Origin of the sequence: Microbulbifer litoralis (assembly GCF_023634065.1) — a bacterium.
GTDB lineage: Bacteria > Pseudomonadota > Gammaproteobacteria > Pseudomonadales > Cellvibrionaceae > Microbulbifer > Microbulbifer litoralis.
In genome coordinates, this window is the sequence record NZ_JALKCV010000007.1 from 146587 (window position 1) to 167089 (window position 20503).

At 57.3% G+C, this 20503-nt stretch carries 16 protein-coding genes; 8 read left to right on the forward strand and 8 right to left on the reverse strand.

The features are described from left to right. Positions 1-116 precede the first annotated feature (116 nt). The 6 genes from MWN76_RS12425 (at position 117) to MWN76_RS12450 (ending at position 8522) form a co-directional block, all read left to right on the forward strand. The gene (locus MWN76_RS12425) at positions 117-2021 is read left to right on the forward strand and encodes a PhoX family protein (RefSeq protein WP_250461745.1); all 1905 of its coding nucleotides are present in this window, start codon (positions 117-119) and stop codon (positions 2019-2021) included. A gap of 80 nt (positions 2022-2101) precedes the next feature. Next, complete coding sequence (locus MWN76_RS12430; RefSeq protein WP_250461746.1) at positions 2102-3781, forward strand: hypothetical protein; 1680 nt, start codon at positions 2102-2104, stop codon at positions 3779-3781. Positions 3782-4068: 287 nt separating this feature from the next. Beyond that, entirely contained in the window at positions 4069-5616 is a 1548-nt protein-coding gene (locus MWN76_RS12435; protein ID WP_250461747.1) for an alkaline phosphatase, read from the forward strand. 140 nt (positions 5617-5756) lie between these two features. Next, entirely contained in the window at positions 5757-6257 is a 501-nt protein-coding gene (locus tag MWN76_RS12440) for an ImmA/IrrE family metallo-endopeptidase (RefSeq protein ID WP_250461748.1), read from the forward strand. A gap of 15 nt (positions 6258-6272) precedes the next feature. Further along, complete coding sequence (locus tag MWN76_RS12445) at positions 6273-6620, forward strand: hypothetical protein (RefSeq protein ID WP_250461749.1); 348 nt, start codon at positions 6273-6275, stop codon at positions 6618-6620. Between the two features lie 513 nt (positions 6621-7133). Next, on the forward strand, positions 7134-8522 hold the full coding sequence (locus MWN76_RS12450; protein ID WP_284500462.1) for a family 43 glycosylhydrolase: 1389 nt from the start codon (positions 7134-7136) through the stop codon (positions 8520-8522). A gap of 69 nt (positions 8523-8591) precedes the next feature. On the opposite strand, the gene MWN76_RS12455 is transcribed toward MWN76_RS12450, so the two are convergent. Together MWN76_RS12455 and MWN76_RS12460 are read right to left on the reverse strand one after the other, a co-directional pair. After that, the gene (locus tag MWN76_RS12455; RefSeq protein ID WP_250461751.1) at positions 8592-9146 is read right to left on the reverse strand and encodes an NADPH-dependent FMN reductase; all 555 of its coding nucleotides are present in this window, start codon (positions 9144-9146) and stop codon (positions 8592-8594) included. Between the two features lie 44 nt (positions 9147-9190). Then, complete coding sequence (locus MWN76_RS12460) at positions 9191-10093, reverse strand: pirin family protein (protein WP_250461752.1); 903 nt, start codon at positions 10091-10093, stop codon at positions 9191-9193. A 142-nt stretch (positions 10094-10235) separates the two neighbouring features. Here MWN76_RS12460 and MWN76_RS12465 point away from each other — a divergent pair, with 142 nt between their 5' ends. After that, positions 10236-11141 carry a LysR substrate-binding domain-containing protein gene (locus tag MWN76_RS12465; protein ID WP_250461753.1) on the forward strand — a complete coding sequence of 302 codons (906 nt, stop codon included), beginning with the start codon at positions 10236-10238 and terminating at the stop codon, positions 11139-11141. A 267-nt stretch (positions 11142-11408) separates the two neighbouring features. Here MWN76_RS12465 and MWN76_RS12470 read toward each other — a convergent pair whose 3' ends face one another. The 6 genes from MWN76_RS12470 to MWN76_RS12495 form a co-directional block, all read right to left on the reverse strand. Beyond that, positions 11409-11969, reverse strand: coding sequence for a hypothetical protein (locus MWN76_RS12470; RefSeq protein ID WP_250461754.1), 561 nt, complete (start codon positions 11967-11969; stop codon positions 11409-11411). 27 nt (positions 11970-11996) lie between these two features. Continuing rightward, complete coding sequence (locus MWN76_RS12475; RefSeq protein ID WP_250461755.1) at positions 11997-12887, reverse strand: M15 family metallopeptidase; 891 nt, start codon at positions 12885-12887, stop codon at positions 11997-11999. A gap of 914 nt (positions 12888-13801) precedes the next feature. Next, on the reverse strand, positions 13802-14500 hold the full coding sequence (locus tag MWN76_RS12480; protein ID WP_250461756.1) for a DUF3592 domain-containing protein: 699 nt from the start codon (positions 14498-14500) through the stop codon (positions 13802-13804). A gap of 271 nt (positions 14501-14771) precedes the next feature. Further along, on the reverse strand, positions 14772-15416 hold the full coding sequence (locus tag MWN76_RS12485; protein ID WP_250461757.1) for a thiol:disulfide interchange protein DsbA/DsbL: 645 nt from the start codon (positions 15414-15416) through the stop codon (positions 14772-14774). Between the two features lie 88 nt (positions 15417-15504). Next, positions 15505-16092, reverse strand: a complete 588-nt coding sequence (locus MWN76_RS12490; protein WP_250461758.1) for a hypothetical protein — start codon at positions 16090-16092, stop codon at positions 15505-15507. Next, a complete protein-coding gene (locus MWN76_RS12495) occupies positions 16089-16811 on the reverse strand; it encodes an AHH domain-containing protein (protein WP_250461759.1) in 723 nt (240 codons plus the stop codon). The genes MWN76_RS12490 and MWN76_RS12495 overlap by 4 nt, the downstream gene beginning before the upstream one ends. A 234-nt stretch (positions 16812-17045) precedes the next feature. On the opposite strand from MWN76_RS12495, the gene MWN76_RS12500 reads away from it, so the two are divergent. Next, positions 17046-20216: a DEAD/DEAH box helicase gene (locus MWN76_RS12500; protein ID WP_250461760.1), complete on the forward strand. Its 3171-nt coding sequence runs from the start codon at positions 17046-17048 to the stop codon at positions 20214-20216. The last annotated feature ends 287 nt before the right edge of the window (positions 20217-20503 follow it).

A 20503-nucleotide genomic window follows, 5' to 3' on the forward strand; every position in this document is an offset into this window, starting at 1 on the left:
ACTGCAAAAGTTCACAGAGATGTCATCAAGCGTGATAGCCCTGTAATGTGAATGTCACGCCGCGTCGCTTAAATCCCCCGCACGAAAACAATATTCACGTTGGGGGACTTTTCACAATGATGCCATTTTCCAGAACACCGCTCGCGCTGAAAATCGCGCTCATCCTCGCCGGTTTTGCAATGATTCCGGGCTGCAGCGACGACGACTCTCCGGACCCGATCAGCGAAATCCCCGCGCCCGATCCCGGTGACGACAGCGACGACGGAGACAATGGCGACGGCGGTGATGATGGAGACAGCGGAGACGGCGATAGCGACGAAACCCCGAGCTATTCCCTGAGCTTTACCGGAGTCCCGGCGCCCAGCACCGACAGTGACAAGCGCCGGATCCTCGCCTCGCCGAAAGTGGCAGTAAACGGCGAAGAGTACGAAATCGGTTTCCACACGCTGCTGCGTTCCGGCGACTCCGTCAATGGCAATGTGGTATTCGGCCAGCTGGTGGACTCGGCCCAGCAACCGCTGTACGGCGAAGACGGCATGCTGAAAGTCACCGATGCCAACGAACACACTTCCCTGCTGCCGATCGGCGAGCGCCTGTTTTCCGTCTCGCAGATGGAAACCCGCCCCGGCGCCATGTTCCTGATGGAGTTGGACCAGGATCCCGACAGCGGTGCACTGAGCACCAGGGACCTGTGGCAGATCGACCAGTCCGGCGTGGACGGCGGCTGGGTACACTGCGCCGCTTCGGTCACGCCGTGGAATGCGCACCTGGCATCGGAGGAATACGAGCCGGATGCACGGGCACTGCCCACCAGTGTGGAGGTGGAAGGCGATGATTATGCCCGCGGCATGCTCAGTTACTACGACGATCCGGCCGAGTGGAATCCCTACTTCTACGGCTGGAACATCGAAGTCAATGTCGCCGCCGAGGGCGATGCAGAGCCGACCGCCGAGCTGACCAAACACTACGCCATGGGCCGTCTCGCGTTCGAGCTGTCCTACGTGATGCCGGATTCCAAAACCGTCTACATGACTGACGACGGCACCAATGTGGGCTTTTACATGTTCGTCGCCGACACCGCCGGTGACCTGAGTGCCGGTACCGTCTATGCGGCCAAATGGAACCAGACCTCCGGCGAGGGCCTGGGTGCCGCCGATCTCGAGTGGGTTTCCCTCGGCCACGCCACCGATGCCGAGATCAGCGCCGCGGTACACGGCACCGGTAGCGAGCCGGCCGTGACCTTCAGCGATATTTTTGCAGTCGACGGCGAAGGCTGTGTGGAAACCGCCACCAACGGCAATACCGAGTGCCTGAGCGTAAAACCGGGTATGGAAAAAATTGCCTCGCGCCTGGAGACGCGCCGCTACGCCGCCATCCAGGGTGCCAGCACCGAGTTCCGCAAGGAGGAAGGCGTTACCTTCGATCCGCACGGCGGCAAGCTGTACCTGGCCATGAGTGAAGTGGCCAGGGGCATGACCGACGGCGCCGGCCATATCCGGATCGCCGAGGCAAATTCCTGCGGTGCGGTCTACCAGCTGGACGTGGCCGCCGACAGCGATATCGGTTCCGATTACGTCGCCACCAACATGAGCGGCCTGATCGGCGGTATGCCAACGGAGTACGAGCCCGACAGTCCTTTCGCCAGCTACCACTGCGACGCAGACGGCCTCGCCAACCCGGACAACGTGACCTTCATCAACGGTTACAACACGCTGATCATCGGTGAAGACACCGGTACCGGTCACCAGAACGATGTCATCTGGTCACTGGACCTGGATCAGGTGGACAGCGCGGACCACACCGCCGGCCTCACCCGTATCCAGACCACGCCATACGGCTCCGAGACCACCTCGCCCTACTGGTATCCGAACATCAATGGCTTCGGCTACCTGATGAGTGTGGTCCAGCATCCCTACGGTGAATCCGACGGGGACAAGCTCGCGCCCGGCTCCCTGGAGCACCGCGCCTACACCGGCTATGTGGGCCCCTTCCCGGCCATGGATGTGGAAGCGGCCGAGTAAGCGGCTGTTCCGTTCCTGCCAGCAGCGCCCCGGCAGATTCTTGCCGGGGCGCCGGCGTTTCAGATTCTCGGGTGATCCCTATGCGCGTATTCCTGATCGCAGCCGCCGCCGCTACGGCCGCCTTCGCGTGGCTGCTGCTCGACAATAAAATGGCGGTCGCCTCGGCACCGGACAACCTCGGCCGGCTCTATCTTTCCAACCCCGCCGCGGTAACGCCACCGCAGTGTTATACCAGGACGGAAAATCCCGCCGCCGCGGCCAGCAACCCCTGCTACGTGTGCCACACCGACAGCCGGGCCCCCAACTTCACCAACGATGTGGACCTGCAACTGGTCTACGACTTCGCCGCGCCGGCGCGCACCAATCGCTGGCACAACCTGTTCAAGGACCGCTCCGACTACCTGGCGTCGGTCAGTGACCGGGAAATTCTCGATTATGTGCGCGAGGATAACTACCGCGCGGACAATGGCGGGATTCCGCTGGCTGAAAAGCTTGCCGAAGCGCTGCCGCCCCACTGGGACGGCAACCGCAACGGCCGCTGGGATGGCTATGTACCGGATGCCGGTTTCAATTTCGATGGGCGGGGTTTCGACCGCGATGGCGAAGGCCGGCTGACCGGCTGGCGCGCACTGGCCTACACGCCTTTCCCAGGGACCTTCTTTCCCACCAACGGTTCCACCGACGATGTGCTGATCCGGCTGCCGGAAATCTATCGCAACGACGAGCGGGGCGAGTACAGCGCCACCGTCTACCGGGTCAACCTGGCGATTGTCGAGGCGCTGATCAAGCGCAGCGATATCGCCATCGATCCGGTCGACGAAACAGCGCTGGGTGTGGACCTGGACAAGAACGGCGCACTGGCGACGGCAACGCAGGTGGTCTACGACTGGGCGCCGCTGGAAAAGCGTTTCATGCACTACGTCGGCCAGGCGCGGCTGGCCCAGCAGCGCGGGGAAGCGCCGCTTTCCGGCGGCTCCTACCCGCTCGGTACCGAATTCCTGCACAGCGTACGCTATATCGATGTGGATGATGGCAACGAGGTCGGCATGGCGGCGCGCATGAAGGAGCTGCGCTACGCGCGCAAGGTGCGCTGGGTCAGCTACTTCCAGCACCGCGAACTGGTGGCGGACGAACTCAAGGAAGCGCACGATTTTCCGGATCGCATCGAGCCGGTGGTGGGCGATATCGAGCGCGGTGTCAGCAACCGCCGCGGCTGGCGCTACAGCGGCTTTATCGAGGATCGGCACGGCGCGCTGCGCCCGCAATCCTATGAGGAACTGGCCACCTGCACCGGCTGCCACGGTGCCATCGGTGCGAATATCGACGGCGGCTTTGCCATGACCCGCAAGCTGGACGCCGGCAACAGTTTCCAGCGCGGCTGGTATCACTGGTCGCAGAAAAAGCTGGCCGGCCTGCCGGAGCCTGCACGCGAGAATGGCGAGGGGGAGTACGCTTACTATCTGCAGCGGGTAGGCAACGCCGACGAATACCGCTCCAACGGCGAGGTCCGTCAGCGTTTCTTTACCGATGACGGCAGTTTGAAGAGCGCGATGCTGGACCGGCTCGCCGAGGATATCAACGTCCTGATCATGCCCTCCCCGCGCCGCGCCCTGGACCTGAACAAGGCCTACCGCGCCATCGTCGAGGAACAGAGCTACCGCGAGGGCCGCGATGCCGTCCTGGCGCCGCGCAAAAACCTCCACCGCGAAGTGGACGAAGGCCAACAGACCGGCGTAAAAGAAATAGCCTCCTACTTCTGAGTCGCCGGTCCCGTGTCGCGCCTCCTCCCGGTACGTATCCGGGCACCGCAACCGAGTAGCCCGGATGAAGCGCAGCGGAATCCGGGAGCTCACTCCCGTGCGACGTCTCCCGGATTCCGGCGCTGCGCGCCTGCATCCAGGCTACGTATCCGGGCACCGCAACCGGGAAACCCGTCCGCGCGCCGCCCCATGCCTACTCCGCCCGAAACAAAATTCGATCAACCTGTAACCCTTATGTAATATTCCCACTCTCTAATTGGCGCATTTCTTTCCCCGGGGGTAACCACATGATCCAGAAAACCATCGCCGCCGCACTCTCGGCCGCGGTCCTGCTCGGCACCTGCGACAGCTACGCCGACGGCAGCCTGCCGGCCAGCCAGCAGTCGAGCCACTGGTATACCGACGCGGAAAAGGCCATGCAGCGCGCCGCCGCGCGCAAGATCGACAACCGGCCCGGCGCGGCCAAAAACGTCATCCTGTTCGTCGGCGATGGCATGGGGATCTCCACCGTTACCGCCGCGCGCATCCTGGCCGGCCAGCGTCGGGGCAATACCGGCGAGGAAAACCTGCTCAGTTTCGAGCAGATGCCCTTCGCCGGCCTGATCAAGACCTACAACACCAACCAGCAGACCCCGGATTCCGCCGGTACTGCCAGCGCGCTGATGACCGGTGTCAAAACCAAGGCCGGCGTGCTGAGCGTGGACGAGAGCGTGGCCCGCGGCGACTGCAAGGCCAGCCTCGAACACCCGCTGACCACGGCCCTCGACCTAGCCGAAGCCCGGGGCAAGCGCACCGGCATCATCAGCACCGCGCGCATCACCCACGCCACCCCCGCCTCCACCTACGCCAAGGTGCCCGAGCGCGGCTGGGAGTACCAGGCGCCGGAAGGCTGTCGCGATATCGCCGCGCAATTGGTGGAAATGGACAAAGGCGACGGCATCGACCTGATCCTGGGCGGTGGCCGCCGCGCGTTTATTCCGGAAAGTGTCACCGACCTGGAAGGCGTCAAGGGCAAGCGCACCGATGGCCGCAACCTGGTGCAGGAATGGAAAAACCGCTACGGCGCCGCCGCCACCTATATCGAGGATGAAAAAGGCTTCAAGGCCGTGGATGTGGCCGAGACCGACAAACTGCTCGGTCTGTTCCAGCCCTCCCATATGCGCTACGAATCCGACCGCAAAAACGACAAGGCCGGCGAGCCGTCGCTCAGCGAGATGACGGCCAAGGGCCTGCAACTGATGCAGAAAGGCGACGGCGGCTACTTCATGCTGGTCGAGGGCGGCCGCATCGATCACGGTCACCACGCCGGCAACGCCTACAACGCATTGAGCGAGGCGGTGGAGTTTGCCAGGGCGGTGCAGGTGGCGATGGACAACACCAGTGCCGAAGACACACTGATCATCGTCACCGCCGACCACAGCCACACCTTCACCATGGCCGGCTACCCCACGCGCGGCAACCCGATCCTGGGCAAGGTCATCGGCAACGACGAACACGGCGCACCGCAGGATGCCCCGCAACTGGCTGCCGACGGCAAACCCTACACCACCGTCGGCTATGCCAACGGCGCGGGCTTTGCCAACCTGGGTGACGAAACCAACTCGGATGCCCGCCGCGATGCGCCGGCACACAACGGCCGCGTGGACCTGTCGGAAGTCGATACCACAAAGCCCGGCTTTTTCCAGGAATCCCTGGTGCCCACCGGCGGTGAGACCCACGGCGGCGAGGATGTGGGTATCTGGGCGCGCGGTCCCGGCTCGCACCTGCTGACCGGCACCAATGAACAGAACTATGTGTTTCATGTGATGGTGCGCTCCGGCGGACTGCTGGACTGACCTGCGGCATCATATAGCGGCGGCGGTTTGCCGGTTGCAGGACCGCCCCGCACAGAAATCCTTCTTTAAAGGCAGCGCCAAAGCGCGTAGAATGCCTTGACAGAGCTGTTAGCGTTCTGTTAGCAACCTTTGAAGGGCATATGACCACGATCGCGCAAGACCCCGAAAAACTCGCGGACAAATACCGGGTGGTATTCTGGAGCGAGGATGAATTTCCCGTCGACCCGGTGACCATCGCCCGGAATGTCGGCGTAGAAGTGCTGGAAACGCATTTGCCCAGGGATGTCTCGGGAGCCCTGATCAAAGAGGTCGACGAAGATCCCCGTATCATCCTGGAGACCACCGACCACTCAAACCGCAAGCGCTTCAGCTGTGCGCACGAGCTCGGCCACTACGCGTCGCGTGTCGAGTCCAACGACGAAGATCGGCAGTACGAATACGTGGACTTCCGCAACAGCGTATCCGCCACCGGGCAGGATCCGGAAGAAGTCTTTGCCAACAGCTTTGCCGCCTGCCTGCTGATGCCCGAGAGCCAAGTGCGCGTCCGTTTCCGCAAGTCCACCCACGCGGAACTGGCCGCCTACTTCGGCGTCTCCAATGAAGCCATGAAATGGCGCCTCAGGAAGCTCAACCTGTTGTAATGCCACAAGAGCCTCATGACAGTAGAAGAAAAATCAAAAAAGAAATCAGAAGCACTTTCAGCAATCCGGATCGCCCTCAACAGTGACGCCAGAAAAGTCGATCCGCTCACCGAGCAGAAAATCGAAGATTCGAAAAGTGACCGGGGCCTGAAGAAACTGTATGCCAAGTGGTTTATCGGCATCCTGATCGGCCAACTGCTGGTCATGAACCTGGCCTTTACCGCGGTGGGCCTGAAATGGATGGGTTTTGAAAGATACGAGCTCGAACTCTACCTGGCCGGCACACTGGCCGAGGTTTTCGGTATCGTGTTGGTGATCACCAAAAACCTGTTTCCCCAGCGTGGCGCTCCCTCCCTGAAGTAAACACTCCCCCGGGCTTGTTACAGCACACCACTCTGCCCGCCCCCCCCCTGATGCGATCAGCCCTCCAGGCGTATGCCGCCGGTGTGCCCGGAACACGCAACCCCTCCCCTTGCTGTCGCGCCATTCATCCTTAACATGCTCATTATCAATATAATAATATGTATTACCTTTATGGCCATGCAGAGTAAATAATAATCAAACCAAAGGCCGATGTAATAACGTGACATTACTGTATTTGTGGTGCCTTCCTTGACCCGAGAGAGGTATTACAAGACGACAGATAATAATTGTATGACTAATGCAGTGTCACAACGCATTCGCGTGCGATATCCGGCCGATACCACCGGCTGGAGAGAGAAGTAACTATAAAAATAACGCCTGCCGCCCACGCGCGAAGGGGCCGGAACGGCGGGTGAATGGGCTTGTGCCTATCAGGGATGAATACGGGTTCAGGCGAGTTCTTACTCCCGTAAGAGGGTCACAATGATAAAAACGTATCTCAAGAAAGCAGCGATGTGCGCCTTGGGCCTCCTGTCAATATGTGCTGTACATGCAGGAGCCGTCTCCAACGGCGTTTATACGGTGGTGTCCAAACACAGCGGCAAACTGGTGGAAGTCGCCAGTGCGTCGCTTGAGAACGGCGCCAATGTCAGCCAGTGGAGTGCCACTGAACACTGGACACAGAGCTGGATCATCACCGACGAAGGCGATGGTTATTACTCCATCGTCAATGCCAACAGCGGCAAGGCCATGGAAGTGTACGACTGGGGCACCGCCGATGGCGACAACGTCGCCCAGTACGATTACTGGGGTGGCGATTCCCAGCTCTGGTCGATCACCGATCTCGGCAATGGCTATTACAGCATCGTCAATAAATTCAGCGGCAAATCCCTGGACCTGCTCAATTCCGATACTGCGGATGGTGCCAACATCATCCAGTGGAGCTACTGGGGTGGCGACGGCCAGCAGTGGCAGCTGGACCAGGTCGGCACCATGGGTGGGCCGCCGCTGGATACCTCAACCACCAACGGTGCGGAAAACCACTGGCCGCTGACCGGTAATCTCGGCACTCACGACCCGTCCATGGCCTGGGAAAACGACCAGTTCTGGCTGTTCCAGACCGGCCCCGGCATTTACGGCAAAGTCTCCCCCGACGGCCTGAACTGGAGCCCGCTGCCATCCGTATTCCCCGATGGGCTGAACTGGTGGAAAACCTACGTGCCGAACCAGGAGGGAACCGATGTCTGGGCGCCGGATATCGAGTGGTACAACGGCCGCTACTGGATGTACTACAGCATCTCGACGTTCGGCTCCAGGGTCTCGGCCATTGGCCTCGCCTCCACCACCAGTATCGCGGGTGGCAACTGGACCGATCACGGCGTGGTGCTGACCTCGAACGAATCCAACGACTATAACGCGATTGACCCGGATCTCGTGGTCGACGCGAACGGTGCGCCCTTCCTGGCCTTCGGCTCCTGGAACAGCGGTATCAAGGTGGTCCGCCTCAACCCGGTGACGATGAAACCCATCGGCGATTTCCACTCTGTGGCCTATAACGCAGAGGGCATCGAAGCGCCGACACTGATCTACCGCCAGGGCTACTACTACCTGTTTGTCAGCGTCGGTACCTGCTGCGACGGCGTCAACAGCGGTTACCATATCCTGTATGGACGCTCCACCAGTGTCACCGGACCGTTTGTCGACAAGAACGGCGCAAACATGATGTACAGTGGCGGCAGCCTGCTGGACGGCGGCAATGCAACCTGGGTGGGCCCGGGTGGCGAGGACATCCTCAATACCGATGTCATTGTGCGCCATGCCTACGATGCAACCGACAACGGTGCGCCCAAACTGCTGATCAGCACATTGAACTGGGATTCAAACGACTGGCCGCGCTACTGATTCGATCTTTTGACAACGGCCCCGATGGGGCCGTTTTTACTCCCCGCCTGTGGGGGATCGGAGTTCCCGCTACACCGCTTCGCCGGCAATCCGCTCGTTCGTCAACGGCTCCAGTGCCTCGCGCAACTGCCGCTGTATTTCGATATTCGAAATCTCGCCTTTGTCTGGATCGAAATTATCGTAAAAGCTCGGTACCGACAGCGATGCCACCACCTGCCCATCGAAGAAACGGGCCGAGTTGACAGAAGCAGATAGCACATTACCCGCACCGCCCGGTCCCGGAGAAGTCGCCAGCATGACCACCGGCAGGCCCTGGTACACATTGCGATTGGCGCGAGAGGCCCAGTCAAAAAGGTTCTTGTAGGCCACAGTGTGGCCACCATTGTGTTCCGCATAGGAAATCAGTAACGCGTCGGCACCGGCGATCTTGGCCAGGAACTGGTGCGCGGATTCCGGAATACCCGCTTCCTCCTCCAGGTCGCTGCTGTAGATTGGCAGTGGGAAATCGTTGATATCCAGCAGTTCGACTTGCACCGAGCTGTCCAGCAGGCTGGTCGCATAGTTGACCAGCGCCTTGTTGATGGACTTGCTGCTGTTGCTTGCGGCGAAGGCCAATAATTTCATCTCTGTACTCCTCAAACTATTTCCGTGGCTCTGTAATGAATCTGTTAAAGCGTGCCCAGGCGGCCGGCTGCATAGTCCTCCTGGACCTGCTGCAGCTCCTCGCGCGAGCTCATTGCGAAAGGACCCTGCTGTACGAAGTACTCGCCGACCGGTGCACCGGAAAACAGGGCAAATTGTCCATCGGCGGTCGATGTGTTCGCGAACTCCACGGCCAGTTCCGCGCTGGTCGAGCGGTTGCCGATTGCCAGTGCGCGACCGGCGGGCAGGCGGACTGAACGGCGGCCGACGGTAACTTCCAGATCACCGCGAACGGCGTACAGCCAGCCGCTGTGTTGTACGGGCAGCAGGTGTGTGTACCGCGCCCCTGCTGCCAGATGGCCATCGAGCACTGTCAGCGGCCGCGTGGGCGCCCGGGCGCCGCGCACACCGCCACTCTCCCCCATCACCACCCGCACCCGATAGCCGGCACCCTCTACAAGGGGAATGGAGGCGGCCTTCACGTGTAGCGCAGACGGCGGCCGGTGCTTCATCTGCGCCGGAAGGTTGACGAACACCTGCAGCCCCTCGATCCGCGCCCCCGCTCTCGGCGCCTCGTCGTGCAGGGCGCCGCGGCCGGCGTTCAGCCAGTACAGGTCTCCGGGCTGCAGATCCAGGTCGTTACCCAGGGTGTCGCGGTTGTTGAACTGGCCGCTGCTGCTTTCAAACAGCACCGACACCGCGGCGATCCCCGCATGCGGGTGAGGGCCGAACGTCGGCTCGCTCATGGTGTAGTGATCCACCATGAGCAGCGGATCCATCAGGCCGCCAAAGTGTCGCTCCTTGAAGCTGACGGCCGTAAAGCCGTCGCCGATCACCAGGGATTCCCCCGTTACGGCTTCGGTGATATCAAACTCTCTGGCGGAAAAATCTACATTGTTCCGTTGCCGCTGCGCACTGGTATCCGCCATGGCAAACCTCCTGCTGTCGTTGTGCTTTACAGTGTTCACAGCATATATACAGAACGATTTCTACGAGAAGTGGCAAAACCTGGACTTAATGTTCTGAAAATGGAACGATGATCGGGCAGCGACCAGTTTGGGAGGCAATGGGATGATCGATCTGAATGACTATTTCTACTTCGTCCACGTAGTGGAAAAACGCGGCTTTTCCGCCGCGGCCAAGGCACTGGATATGCCCAAATCCCGCCTCAGCCGGCATATCCGCCAGTTGGAGGAGCGGCTGGACGCGCGCCTGATCCAGCGCACATCGAGGCAATTTACCGTCACCGATATCGGCGACGAATTCTACCGCTACGCCAGAAACCTCGTGGATGAAATGGAGGCCGCGGAAGCCGCGGTGGAAAGGAAGCGCAACCAGATTTCAGGCCAGGTGAGAATCAGTTGCTCCGTGGGCATGGCCCACTTCATTCTCAGGGAGCTTATTTCGCAATTCCTGTTGGAAAACCCGAACGTGTCGGTGCAACAGCAGGTCACCAACGCATCCGTCGACCTGATTGGCGAGGGTATGGATCTGGCCCTGCGCGGCCATACCGCGGCACTGCCGGACTCCAGCCTGATACAGAAGCCCCTGGCCAGGGTGCAGTGGCACCTGTTCGCCGGGCCGGCCTATATCGAGACCCACGGCGCGCCCGCGCAGCCGGAGGACCTGTGCCGTCACCGGGGATTGAAGGTGGGTTGGCAGCCGGCCACGGGGCAGTGGTCGCTGGACAATGGCGATGGCCTGACGGCCGCAGTGCCATTCTCGCCACAGCTCTGCAGCGACGATATGAACACGCTCAAACAGGCGGCTTCAGACGGCCTGGGCATCGTCGCCCTGCCGGCATACTGCTGTCGCGATGAAATAAAAAGTGGACAGCTGATGCGAATACTGCCGGGCTGGATTGCCAATACGGCCGATATCAGCCTGCTGATGCCGTCGCGTAAAGGGCTGGCACCGGCGGTGCGGGCCCTGTCGGATTTCCTGGTCAGGGAGCTTCCAGTGGCCGTCAGGGAATAGATATTGAGTAATATCAGTTGTCTCAAAATGTTCTGACCCAAGGCCCGCCCTTCGAAGCCGTCATCCCGGGCTCGATCCGGGATCCAGTGATTGTGCCCCGGCGTTTGGATTGGGGATCGAACCTGAACACTTGTCAATACAATGATGAGACTGAGTCAAACACAGAGTAATAGCCCGCAAGTCTATCGCTCGTGCTTCTCTCCAACTTGAGTGGATAGCCGATGCGATCTTCTCCCGCAATCGGTTGGCTCGCTGCAGGCTAAACCCTCAAAAATGCAAAACTTCTTCAGGGCATTCAGACGTCGATAAAAACCTGTCGTAAATTAATTCACGTGTCTTTTCATTGGCATTCTTATTGGATTCTATCGACACGGTTGCCAGCGGGCAGATGCGGTCTTTCGCTACATAGTTGATCACCAGCCGCTCGTCCATCTGGAAGGGCTTTTTATCGGTTCCCCAGCTCACACGAAATACCATAAAACGCGGTTTCTGGTTGTCGCTATACCATTCAAGCGCCGGACCGGTCTCCAGCGGCAGATCGCCACTCAGCTCCTCAAACTCGGACATGGCCTCGGTGCCACTCTTCATGAGGCGTACCGTGAAGATGGTGGGCGACTGCACAGTGATGCGCAGGTCGCGCCCGGCCACTTTTCCGCAGTCCAGAATGGAAAAAGCAGCGTTGGCGTTATCCACGGTTTCCTCACATGAGCCAATACGCGTATAGGACGTTTTCAGGGAGTCTTCAGGAGTTTTACTATCCGCTTCGCTATTGCAGGCGACAGAAGTAAAGCTTAACAACAAGAGCAGGGTTGCTTGGCGTATTTTCATATTTATTCCAGGAGTTCCGGGATGCAATCAAGAAGACGATGGTTTATCAAATCCCGCTATTGTAAAGTGCATGCCATCTTTTCTCGAGTAGTTCCCGCCCCAGAAGAAGCCAGCATCTGTAAAGCACTTCACAAACTCCTTGGACATACTCGGCGTTTCGCCAAGGCCATTTCCCGTCATGTTGATGTCAATGGCCAAAGCCCAGGAGTGTGCAGACCACTTTGTAGCGCCTCTTGTCGAGCGAATGGCATGGGAGCCGCCAAACTCCTTCAGGTCTCCCAATAGACCCTGCTTCTTCAGGTTTTTGAGCGCAGTCTCAAGAAAGGGATGCATCGCCTCATGACACCAGATTTTACTCACCTTCCGCTTCTTGGGATCATAGACATTAATCCAGGCATAATTTTCATCATTGGCTATTAATTCCGGAATTTTGAACATCTTCAGGTAAGTGCTTTTCTTCGCCCAGACCTTGTTGGCAGAGATCGAGCCATAGGCTTCGGCAACCGCTGCCCGAGTCATCAATTTCCTGGGATCGTCGGTGACAACAGCTTTGGCATTATTGGCAGTAGAACTTTTGCTGGGTGAGGAGATGCCTTCGCGGTTAGTAAAAGCAAGATAAGGTTGCATGCCGAGACTGAATTCATAAACACGCTGCTTCTGCGGGGATGCGTAATTCTCAAGCGCTTTTATGGTTCTGCCGTTGGAGTCAATCCGGCCATCCGGATATGCCAGACCGACTATATGACTCTGAAATTCCTTGATGCAACTAATTGTATTGGGGCCACACTTGCCATCGATCTTGAGAAACCGAAAAACATAGATCGCTCGTGATTCGATATAATTATTAAGCAGCTTCTGTATGTAAGCCACAACTTTTGGCTGGTTGGCACCCCCGAGTCCTACGCTGCTGCTGATCATTCTATTTCCTTCCTTGAGCACAGTTAATTTTTTTAAGAAGATGTTGAAACTGGCAGCTTATACAAATTGCTGTCCTGGCTGGGCCCTTCTCCTGTCATCCATCGGTAGTCATACCGTTACGGTCCTGCCGGAGAGAAACTCATCGAACACTTTCGGCGTCGACTTGAGCAAAGCCCATTTGCAGCCAACGCATGCCTAAGTCCACGACTTTCCAGCAAGGGCTATCCGGAACTCTGTACGCCGTAGGGGAACAGAGTGGTATTCAATCCCCGCGTGGATTTGCGCGAGATGTATTGGACCTTTCGTCAGCGGCAATAAATATTCAAAATTATTCAAATTGTTGTCAATTTTCCCGCTGAGATATGGATTCTCCCACGCAGATAATTGCGGAGGCAAACGTAATAAATAGGGTCAGAGTAAAATTAATTCGCCATATCTGTATGAGGAAAATGATGCCAAACCGCGAATATATCCAGCATATGCTGTTGCCGGCTGTGTCGCGCGTTGGGGTGGTGAGCTCAACAGTCGTGGCAAGTAAAATTTCACTCTGACACCAATTATCTCGCCGCTGCGCCACAGCGACGACAAAAACACGCTCACTCAGACATTTTCATTTGAGTCGCATATGATTAACCCGGCGATATCAGCCTGTTGATACCGTCCAAAGCCAATACTGCGCAGGTTGAGTTCTGTCGCCGAGTACGGCCAGCGGCCGGTTTATAGGGGAGCGGATAGGTCGGGTAGGTTACGCCAGGTTAGGTTACGCCAGGTGCTTATACAAGTGATGCCGCGGAGCGGTGATGAGCGCCATCGCCGAGTACCCGCCGTCTGGCGGATACCCTTCTTTTGCCATGAATGCCAGCCCGGCCGAAAGTGCTTTCTGCGCTTCGATCAGACCTGCCGTCTGAAAACTCTCAGCTCGCGACTTTTGGCAAAAAGGACGTGTCGAGATAGTATTTTTTCGGGTTGTCCTTTTCGATCAGAACCGTCAGTTCGTCACCCTCGATGTGGTCCGAAGGGTCAAACCAGATATTCTCACTGCTGAATTTATGGATCTCGGATGTGGCCGGATTCTGCCACTGCGCGGCAATTCTGAACGGATGCTCTCCATTCACCTGCAGGGATTGATTGACTTCAATACCCGTAAATGTGGCGCTGATCGGGATGCCATTGCTTTTCAGGTAGTCGATCTTCCTGTTCTTCAGTTTTCCGTAGAACATCATCGAAAAACCTATAATCGAGAAAATCAGGCCCATGCCGCCCATGATTATTGATATGCCCCAAAGCGAGAAGAATCCATTGATCTTGGCATTCCGGGGTGCGAACGACTGATAAAACACTTCAACCGTTTCGCCTTCGTAATAGCTAGGGGGATTGGAGCCGGAGGAGGACATAAACTCGACGGGAGAGCCATCCTGTGCAACGAACCTGACCACTGGCCGGTATGTAAGTGAGTCCCGGGACCTTGACTCCACAAGATCCACAACAACCCCCTCTGCGGTTAGAGCGTCATCCAGAAAGTTCTGCGTGTTTTTATATGTAATAAAAGCCCCGAGCAATAAACCGACGCCGATCGCCATCTGGACGTATTTGAGTACTGTTAACACCTTCATATATATTCCTTCGTCACTCTAACCGGGCTGTAGAAAGCTTGTGCCGTGAAACTTACGGCTCTCAGCCCTTTCCTGTATGGGAAATTGACGCTGCTTCATTGCGTCAACGCGGTATTATCGCCTATTCCAATATTCCCCATCAACAGCGAACTGGACGTTAAGAAATGTAATCTTCGGCCTGGGTGGCCATATGATGTGAGGACAGGTCCCTCCTGGAATTAAGGTGGTCCATGACTCAAAAGGATGGACCTGTCCGCAAGAGCCATACCACCTACTCACCAGTATGCTCTTTCTCGATCAGATAGCTCGCGATTCGCAGCTTGTCCGGGAACGAAGTACCGCGAACAAGATAGCGACCGTTGATGAGGATGGAGGGTGTACTGCGAACTTTACTGCGCTGCATATGCTCGGTGGCGCGGCGAACCTGGGATTTGATACTGAAACCCTGCATGGTATCGAGAAATTTCTTCGCATCGACGCCATATCCAGCATAAAACTCTGCAACACGCTGTTCATCGGGTTGATCTCCCTCGGCGGGAAGCTGATGCGTGCGGTGTATGGCATCGTAGGCCGCCTGGTGAGTCTTGTCGGCAAGGTTGAAAAACTGTGCCGCATAATAGGCATGGGCATAGGGCACAAAGTCCTTGCGGAATGCCACCGGAACGTGGTCCACCCTGACATAAGTTGGCAGCTTCTCTGCCCATGCCGAGAATTGCGGCTCGAATTTGTTGCAGGCCGGGCAGATATAATTGAAGAACTCTTCCACAACAATCTTGCCATCGGTAGGGGCGAGCGGGCGCCCGTTCTGTATCTCGATGTAGTCCTTGCCGGCTTCCGGCACTGGTGACTGGGCTTCTGCAAGGGAAAGTACACTGCTGGTTAATAGCAGGAGTGCCAGGGAAAGTGCGTTTTTCACTAAAATCTCCTTCGGTAAAAGAAGAAATGATTGGTTACAGAGTAAAATACAGCCATTCGGATGTAGTACTTGAGAATTGATCTGCCGATTATCGCCAACCCATACTGGCCAAGTCCGTTTCAAAAACCAGACCCTCCAATTCATACTCTTGATACAACTCCCTGAACTTCTGGTTACAAAAAGTGGATTGGTAGAATTCATACTCCGACTTGAATAACAGTTTGTTCTTTATATCGATGTCATCAAACTTCAAGGCTGTGACAGTCATGGGCTCTCCGAAATCGTCATCTTCGCGAGCGCTGTTGTCCAGATCGGCCTTCCCTTCTGTCATCAAATGGAATAAGTAGAAGTTATGCCCTTCTACTTCCACCGGCAAGAATTCGCCGAACGGCTCCAGCATCAACTTGAAGTAGGCATGTGCGCGACCAGAGAACACTAAACCTGTGCCTTTCCAGACAGAGATATCCGGAACCTTGATAGACTGAGTGCCCTCCACCGGCGCGAAGTTGGACTTTACGTCACCCCAGATATCAATGAGCGGCTTGTTACCTGTACTGGTCAACCGCTTGATCTGACGAATCAAATCTGGCCTTCCCAACTGTTCAACGATTGTTATCGTATCGAGCTGCAGTATTTGGTAGGAGCCGTAATCATTGACGAGTTTGTAGGCTTTCATGCAATCGGATTCCAATTCACGTCTTTCTCTTGGACAACCTCTGGAGGGTGGTTTCCATCTCTGAGTTGTCTCTTTATGACTTCAAGGCGCTTGATAAACGAGGGCCTTCTTAGTGTGTCAGGAAGGTTAGCTGTAATCCAGTTCTCGTAATTCCAGCAATGTAGCTCTTTATGGACAGGTGCTTTAGGCATAGTGCAGTGATTACGATGCTCTTTCTTGTCTGGCAAATAGATCCCATTCATGGGATCGTTAATCCCGATTCCAAACTCATGCAGTGTGAGCCTGACATCAAGAATGGCAGCTTGTAACCAACGCCCTTTGCCGGGAATTATGTGATGGGCTACATGATCAGGACTCGGCCGCGGTTCATCCACGGCCGCCAGGTTTCGGGCCAATACCTTAGTGGGGTGATGAGGCTCTTTTATAAGATCATCCTCTGACTTGCCTTTGGCTTCATTCCTGTAATCTTCAAGTTCTGAATGCAGTTTGGCTAGAGACTTAAGCCTTACCCGCTCTTTTCTGAGATGCTTTCTAATCGCTTCCCATTCTGAAATGCGCTTTTTACGATCTTTCTCGACCTCATTGGACGGGGCGCCGTCTGCTATCGCCTTGTGATACTCGTGGGCGCATTTTTCAAATTCATATACAGCCATCTCGAAGGGAGTGGCGTATCTTGGAGGCGCTTCCGGGGCCCTTGGCTGTTCAAATTTATTTGACATTCCAGCAGTCCTCCTTTACTGAGGAATGGATTCTCCCATGCAGCCAATTGCTGGGGCAAACGTTATAAATGGGAGGTCCAGTTATTTCGACGCAAATTCCAGAATGTGACTCTGATCGGTGTTATTTAAAACTCTGGTTTTCCAAAGCTACAAGGCTGCACACCCTTTACCCATCCCCCAGACATGTTAGCCTCACCAGCCTCCTCTCCTCGTTTGTCTGCCAGCAAGGATGTCATGCCCAGAGATACACTGCCCAAAGGACTCTATGACAGCCTGATAACCCAACGCTTGCGACAACGGCTGGACGCCTCGGATTTCGAGCCGCAGGTAGAAGACCAGGGCTCGCACGACGCCCACCGCAAGCTGGCCGATGCCCTGGCCGATCAGCTCTCCGAATTGCTCGCATCGTGGCCGGCAGGTGCCAACGCCGACCACCTGCGGCAGCAGGTCCGGCTGATCAACGAGCTTCTGGTTCACGCCCGGGATCGGCTATCGCAATCCAGACAGGTCGACCCAGCCGACCTTCTGGAAGAAGCCCCCAGGCGACTGGTTGCCCTCTCAGAACCCGATCTCCAACCGGACATTCCCAGAATCGGCCTGTCGCAACCCTGGCTCTTTACCGCCGGTAAGGATTCCCCGGCCCTGTTGCATGAACTGACGGCCGAACTGGCCAACTGCAATCAGGTGGATATTCTGGTGAGCTTCATCACCGTCTCCGGCGTGCGCAAGATCATCGACGTGCTGCGCCGCATTACCGCGAGCGATGCCCTGGGCAACCATCAGGCCCGGATTCGCGTTCTCACCACCACCTACGTGGGTGCCACGGAGCAGAAGGCGCTGGATACCCTGGCCGAACTGCCCAACTGCGAGGTCCGTGTCTCCCTGGATGGCCGCCGTACCCGGCTGCACGCCAAGGCCTGGCTGTTCGGCCGCGATTCCGGCTTTGGATCGGCCTATGTGGGCAGCGCCAACCTGTCCGGGGCCGCACTCATGGGAGGGCTGGAATGGACCGTCAAGTTTACCCAAAGCAGCCAGGGGGCCCTGTTCAATCGAGCCAGGGCACACTTCGAGTCCCTCTGGGAAGACGATGAGTTCCAGACCTACGACCCGGAGAATGCCGACCACCAGCAGGTCCTCCGCCAGGCGCTCGCCCGCGAGTCAGGAAAACCGGGCCCCATTGCCAACCCGACCTTTTTCGAGCTCCACCCCAAGCCGTTCCAGCAAGACATCCTCGAACAACTGGAAACCGAGCGATCCCACCACCGGACGCGAAATCTGCTGGTTGCCGCCACCGGTACCGGCAAGACTGTCATGGCGGCTTTTGATTACCGGTCACATGCGCGGGCCGAGGGCGGTCGGCCGAGATTGCTTTTCGTTGCGCACCGCATCGAGATATTGCAGCAGGCCCTGGCCACCTACCGGCAGGTGCTGCGAGACCCGGGCTTCGGCGAGCTGCTGTCCGGGCACCATACACCCGATAGTTATCAGCACCTTTTTGCCACCGTCCAGAGCCTGCACAGCCAGAACCTGATCAACAAACTGGGCCACGATTACTGGCGCGTGGTCGTTATTGACGAATGCCATCATATTGAAGCCCGGCAGTTCGAGCGCCTTGTTGCCGACATCAGGCCTGCCATTCTTCTCGGATTGACCGCCACACCGGAACGCAAGGATGGTCGGGACATCCTGCGTCATTTTCACAACCGTCCCGATGGCACACCGGCCGTTCAACTGCGCCTCTGGCATGCGTTGGACCTCCAGTTGCTGGCACCGTTTGAGTACTATGCCTGCGACGACAGTCAGGACTATCGTGGCGTCGACTGGTCGAAACCGGCCCTGGAACAACAGCAGCTGAACAACCTGTTGACAGGCAACCATGCGCGCGCGGCCACCGTGATTAACAACTGGGAACAGCTGGTGGGCGATATCCACCAATGCCGCGCGCTCGCCTTCTGCGTCACCGTTGCTCATGCCGCGTTCATGACCGAGCAATTCAACCGGGTGAATATTCCGGCCATGATGGTAACCGGCCAGACCGACGCGGAATCCCGTGAGAGCGCCCGGCGTCGACTCGAAGCGCGCGACATCAATGTGATCGTCACCGTCGACCTTTATAACGAAGGCGTCGACCTGCCATTTCTCGATACGCTCCTGCTACTGAGACCCACGCAAAGCCTAACAGTTTTTCAGCAGCAAATCGGCCGTGGCCTGCGGTTGTTTGAAGGCAAAGAAAACTGCCTGATTCTGGATTTTGTGGGCCTGTTCCAGGAGAGTTTCCGTTTCGATGTGCTCTACCGGTCGATTACCGGCCTGTCACGTCGAGAAATTCTCGATGGGGTCGAAAAGGGGTTCGGCAAGTTGCCATCCGGCTGCCACATTCAGTTACAGAAACAGACACGCGAACAGGTGCTGAAAAGCCTGAAGACCGCTGTCAATCAAAACTGGCGACGCCTGAAAACAGAGCTGCGTACCTACACAGCATTGCACGGCACAGCTGAGTTAACCCTGGGCCATTTTATCCACGACCAGCAACTGGAACTGGCCGACATCTACACCCAGGGGGCCGGCAAGAACCGCGGCTGGGTAAATCTGCAGCGGGCAACGGGCCTACTGGATCAGAGCCCACCGGCGGAAGAGGAGAGCTATTTCAGCCGCCGCTTCAGCAGCCTGCTGCATATCGACGACGTCGACCAACTGCAATTGCTGGAGCGCCTCGCCGAACGGCCGGAAAGCTATAAGGTGGAGTCCAGGCAGGAGCGCCTTCGCCTGCAGATGCTGGCCTACCAGATTGACAGCCATGACCGCCAGACCGGGACCGTCGAGACCTTTCTGCAACGACTTGCGGCCGCACCAAACTGCTGCCGTGAGCTGGGCGAGCTTGCCAACTGCCTGGAGGCCAGCGCCCATACGCACTACCAACCCTTGCCCGGGTTCGAGGATACGCCCCTGAAGCTGCACGGTCGTTACAGCCGCCGCGAGATCCTGACAGCGGTCGGCTTTCTGACGGCAAGACGGCGCAAAAGCTCACGGGAGGGCATGGTGCGCCTGTTTGAGCGAAACACCGAGCTGATGTTTGTAACCCTCGACAAATCGTCTGCCCGGCATGAGGGTGTGGCTTACGAAGACTATGCAATCAGTCCGGAGCTGTTCCACTGGCAAAGCCAGAACAGCGCCGGACCGGAGACAGCTGCCGGGCGGCGCTATATCGAAATGGGGGACGGGCCGGACAAGCCGTGGACCTTCCAGCTATTCGTACAGGAAACCAAGAACCATGCCTTCCGAGCCTGCGGCCCGGTTACCTTCGTGAGCTACCGGGGTGAGAAGCCCATGAGTATCACCTGGAAACTAACAAACCCGCTGCCTCCGAGCCTCTATGAGGCCTTCAGTGTTTTGAGAGGGCAGTAATGTCACTTGCGGCTGCACTCTGGGTCAGAGCAGAATTATGACGTCCGTTTATTTAGATGGTTACTGTGTCAATACTTTACTCTGACCCCAATATTCCTTAGTCGCTCAGTAGTAAGATCTAGGCACGCTGTGCGAGACTGCGCCGAGTATTAGAAGCTCGCAACCAACTGGAAAGTTCATCTCTATCTTCGATTGATACCGAATATGTGCTGTGTGGTCTGGCCATCGGCAAAGAATAGCATGATTGCTGGTGCGAATTAACCGTACGGCACACTAGCTGGCCATTT